We start from the raw sequence: 4574 nt of genomic DNA on the forward strand, positions 1-4574 counted from the left end.
GAAAGAGCGGCTTTTCATTTTTGGTCGAGGGGATCTTCTAATTTAATCAAAATAGTGCAGCGATTAGAAACCTGGATGAATACCGCGTGCAAAAAAAGGGACAGCCTGCTTTTCAAAGCAAGCTGTCCCCTTTGGCGCGCCAGCCGCGATGAAAATACGAACTGGCAAATGGACTTGATTTTGACGGGTGAGCCCAATGCGGGTTCGGTAAAAGTTGATGTCCAGCCAGGATTCTCCCCTACCTGCCAATCGCTCTTTCTATTCCTACGCCTCTTAGGCGTCAGTTCCTGTTGAAATTTTAAAATCTCAACAACGTCCCCTCAGGGGGGCCACGAAGTTTAGTTGCCCGGTCGAAGACCGGAAAATTTAATCCTTTTGTTCATGATGTTGATTCAATCCTATTTGTGCTTCTGAGAGTGGTGACGATTACCTTGTTTACCATGTTTTCTGTGCGTGCTTGAGCGGTGCAAGGGGTGACTTCGTTTTTTAGCCGGAGCATCCTGAGCGGCCTGTGCAGCGCCCGAATCCTCAGTTGGCACCTGGGCGGCAACAGGCTCTGTTTGCACGTCCGTCGGTGACGCGCCCTCCACTTGTGCAACTGGCACTATCATGAGCTGCGGCGTAGGAGACTGCTGAACCTGGGCCCCAGGCATCCTCCGCTGATTTCCACGATGCGCTTGAGAACTTGGTTGGTGACCAGCCGGCGGATGCATCTGCCTCTGCAACCGTTGGCCATATTGCGGGCTGATGTAGCGGTTTTGCTGTGGAGGCGCCATGTGCTGTTGAGGTTGGCCCCCCCGGTGCTGCTGTTGGGGGGTATTTGCATAAGCCGACGTGACGAAAAGCACCATACCTGCGAAGATAGCCAACATACCCCGGACACTGTTCCCCCTCTGCCCCATGCAAATGCCAAAGTCGTGCATCTCATGCCTCCTCGTAATAGTGGAATAAACGCACCCTACAACAGCCCCTTTCGAAAAGAAGCGTTGCCTCTATACCATGAGACGGCTATAAGATGGAAGTAATTTCATGTTTTTTCATTAATTTGCAACACTTACATTCTCAACATTTCCTACAAGGAATTGAAGATTTTTGGCAGTCTTTACTGCAGTGCGGCCTTTCGTGTCTTTTATCCTTGGCAACGGGAAAAATTCCATCGACGGGCATCGCTGGCTACAGGGGCACCTGAGTTCACCATTCCCATGGCATTTCGCATTGAACGGTGCCAAAAGGCTTCTGCTGTCGGCCGCCGTGGTAATTTGCCAGCTTGAAGGTGGTGTCGCAAACCTAATTTGTCAGTTTGACAGCAACCGTCGACAACCTAATTTCCACTAAGCGGTCAGCGGGGTTCCTTCTACCCTGCGCGGATCATTCCCGCGGCGGGAAAGAAAAGGGGACAGGCTGTTTTTTCAATGCAACCTGTCCCCTTTCCTCGTTTTAGATTTTTGGCGCGCCAATCCAGATGAAAATGCAAACTGGCAAATTGACGTGAGTTTGACGGGTGAGCCCAATGTGGATTCGGGAAAAGTGATTTCCGGCCAGGATTCTCCCTTACCTGCCGATCGCTTTTCTATCCTAGGCTGCTTAGCAGTCAGTTCTTGTTGAAATCTAAACAACGTCCCCTCAGGGGGTCCCAACTACCGTTCCCTTTGACGTATCGTACCGCGCTCAGGCTTTAAGGTCAGCAGCTGATTTTCCTATCAACCTTATGCCCGACCGCAACCCCAAGGGCTCCAGTTATCGTAGCAGTGCCCGCCGTAGGAACGCCGAATGCGGTGCCCAACACGGCAATACCGACCCCACCCAAGCCGACCCCGCCGACTACACCAAGAATACCAAGCACAACCTTGCCAGGATTTTTCTTGATGTACTTCCAGCTTTTATTGAACAGTCTCACCGTAACCTCCTAGTGTTTTAGATCGCTTGTTATAGCTGTGCTGTCCTTAGAGGACGGGTCCGTTTGCTGAATGGCATAAACCTAAATCCACGGAGGCGTCGGGACCTAGGCCTTAGAAAACGAAAGCAGTGTGCCCTTTTGTCGTATGCTGTCTGATTTGTTTTCCGCATTACAATCGTCAGAACAGCTGTCCCTAACGCAGGAGAAAGGAGTATGTCCTGCGGCGCGAAAACCGAAGTTATACCAGCGAGTTTCGTTTATCAAGAAGTTTCTAATTTAATCAAAAAAGTGCAGTAGTTATAAACCTGGACGAATGCCGGAAGACCTACAACTGAGGAGGCGAAGAAGGCACCGCCCACAGATCCGAGGCGGAAGGGACCCCACTGTCATCGCCTACCACTCTATGTGTATATTCTCCCGATACTGCCTATATCAAAGTTAGTGAAACAGCAGCGGGAAATATACATCGAGTGATGGCTCTCTTTTCATCGCAAAAACGGCCGGTTACGTGTAGAGGTTCCGGGTTGTCTCGGTAGGTGGGGGGGATGCTGCCGTATATGAAAAACATACGTTTATCGGGGGGACGACCTGGGGTGCGGTTGTAATTCGCCAAACAGTACCTCGCAAAAACAGCCAGTTATGTGAATAACTCCGGCTTGGCCGAATCCTGGCACGCCTACTGCTATGTATAGGGCAAAGGCAGTTAAAGAAAACCAAACAGGAGGAACGCCATGAAAGCCCTTATCAACGCCATCATTGCAACACTGGTAGCCACCCCCGCTTTTGCAGCGACCGGTTTCGAAGATCATAGCGGCCTCCTTTGCTGGGCATTCCTCGGACTCTGCGCGATGATCGTAGTAGGTCAGTTGATCCCGGCAGTCATGATGCTGCTCGGCGCCGCCAAAGGGGTCATGAAACCCAACGAAGCCAAAGAACACCACGCCTGACGACCCCGCCCAACCGCAGGGAAGTGAAAAAGCCGCTCGAAAGAGCGGCTTTTCATTTTTGCGGGCAGTGATTACAGATGAACCATCTGAACTCTCTAAACCAGTATTCCCCGTACGTCCATCTTGCGCTGCCAGTCTCCCACAACAGCCCAGTACAGGTAATAGGCGCCGTCCCATGTCGGGTTGCGCTCGGGGGTGTAACGCCGGATCAGGTGTGGCTCTCGGCATACTACACCGCCAAGAGTTTCCACTTTTGCAGCAAAGCGCTTCTGGGCTGGTCCCGCCAGCTCTACCTGGCCCCCAGATGGACGCCAAAGCGCCCCCGCCACTATCCCCACCTCGTGATCGAGCGAATTCAAGTTTTCCACAAACTCCAGCCCGAAGATCTTTGGGTCGAAAACCCGGTTGAGGCTGAACTGTTTCACACGATCCAAATCGTCCGTCGAGGCATCCATGCTCGCGCCGGTGTACGCCTTGAACTCTAGGTAGAGCGCGAAAGAGTGCCCCGGAGCGATGGCCAGGACGTCTAGGCGCTGCGACTTCTCGGTGTGGGGGAAAGCCAGCTCTTGAAAGACCCCAAGCCCGCGATTGGCGAGAGCTATAGCACAGTGCAAGGAGACGTTTCGCTCAGGGATGTCGCAGGTGCCGCTGACCTTGGTCGGCCAGTAGCTGTCCAAGGAGCGTCCGAGCGACTGGGCGCTTTCCCGCATGACGTCATCAATAAAATTGATCATTCCAACCTTCCTGGTCGAAACAGGACTTCATGCACATGCCCATTCGGCTGTATTCTGGTGGTAACTTTTCGGAAATGCAACTCCCACTGAGTTACCCATACCTATTTACTAAAAGCACACATATAAATAAGCGTGATTGCAACAAAAAATGAAACTACAAACAGTACGCACAATACATTTAAAAGCATATCATTCAGCTCAATAAACTTTAACTTTAGAACAAATTCAACTAATTTTGCAAATCTGCGAAGAGATACACCAATTAGCGGTGGAGATCCGAGTTCATTGTACACAGGCTTATGCCTCACCATTAATCTGGAAATTGTTAGAAATAACGACACACTATAAATTATGACAAATATTATTGTAGCATTTATTAAATCCATATATCCTGCTTGTCTCCTAGGTACTAAACAGATAACAATTGATGTCCCTGCAGCAGCACCAATTGAAGCGTCAATGCCATAACTGAGGAGAGGTGTCAAACGGCGTCCTGCGGCCCGAAAATCGAAATTAAACCAACTAGTTTCATCTTTCAAGAAGTTTCAAATTTAATCAAAGAAGTGCAACAGTTAGAAACCGGGATGAATGCCGGAAGACCTACAACTAAGGAGTCGAAGAAAGCATCTCCCCACAACTCTGAGAAGGAAGGGACCACACTGTCACTGCCTCCCACTCTATGTGTATATTCTCCCGATACTGCCAATATCAAAGTTAGTGAAACAGCAGCGGGAAATATACATCGAGTGATGGCTCTCTTTTCATCGCAAAAACGGCCGGTTACGTGTAGAGGTTCCGGGTTGTCTCGGTAGGTGGGGGGGATGCTGCCGTATATGAAAAACATACGTTTGTCGGGGGAACGACCTGGGGTGCGGTTGTAATTCGCCGAACAGTACCTCGCAAAAACAGCCAGTTATGTGAATAAATCCGGCTTGGCCGAATCCTGGCACGCCTACTGCTATGTAGAGGGCAAAGGCAGTTAAAGAAAACAAAACA

The 4574-nt window shown here is 50.3% G+C and carries 5 protein-coding genes; 2 read left to right on the plus strand and 3 right to left on the minus strand.

What is annotated here, in order from left to right:
• Nucleotides 1-294, plus strand: a 294-nt coding sequence (locus JFN93_RS25385; protein WP_215907869.1) for a hypothetical protein, incomplete at its 5' end; no start/stop codon positions are given.
• Between the two features lie 1387 nt (nucleotides 295-1681).
• Here the strand turns inward: JFN93_RS25385 and JFN93_RS25200 are convergent.
• Nucleotides 1682-1897 (minus strand): hypothetical protein, encoded by a 216-nt coding sequence (locus tag JFN93_RS25200; protein WP_199387157.1) that lies wholly within the window; start codon nucleotides 1895-1897, stop codon nucleotides 1682-1684.
• A gap of 731 nt (nucleotides 1898-2628) precedes the next feature.
• On the opposite strand from JFN93_RS25200, the gene JFN93_RS25205 reads away from it, so the two are divergent.
• Nucleotides 2629-2844, plus strand: a complete 216-nt coding sequence (locus JFN93_RS25205) for a hypothetical protein (RefSeq protein WP_199385723.1) — start codon at nucleotides 2629-2631, stop codon at nucleotides 2842-2844.
• A 95-nt stretch (nucleotides 2845-2939) separates the two neighbouring features.
• Here the strand turns inward: JFN93_RS25205 and JFN93_RS25210 are convergent, their stop codons facing one another.
• Nucleotides 2940-3578, minus strand: coding sequence for a hypothetical protein (locus JFN93_RS25210; protein ID WP_199387158.1), 639 nt, complete (start codon nucleotides 3576-3578; stop codon nucleotides 2940-2942).
• A 101-nt stretch (nucleotides 3579-3679) separates the two neighbouring features.
• Nucleotides 3680-4117, minus strand: a complete 438-nt coding sequence (locus JFN93_RS25215; RefSeq protein WP_199387159.1) for a hypothetical protein — start codon at nucleotides 4115-4117, stop codon at nucleotides 3680-3682.
• Between the last annotated feature and the right edge of the window lie 457 nt (nucleotides 4118-4574).

The sequence above is a fragment of the Geomesophilobacter sediminis genome, from assembly GCF_016458275.1.
Lineage (GTDB): Bacteria > Desulfobacterota > Desulfuromonadia > Geobacterales > Geobacteraceae > Geomesophilobacter > Geomesophilobacter sediminis.

Excerpts from the sequence above, each read along its gene's own strand:
- JFN93_RS25205 (WP_199385723.1), top strand. The coding sequence starts at position 2,629 with ATGAAAGCCCTTATCAACGCCATCATTGCAACACTGGTAGCCACCCCC.
- JFN93_RS25210 (WP_199387158.1), bottom strand. The coding sequence starts at position 3,578 with ATGATCAATTTTATTGATGACGTCATGCGGGAAAGCGCCCAGTCGCTC.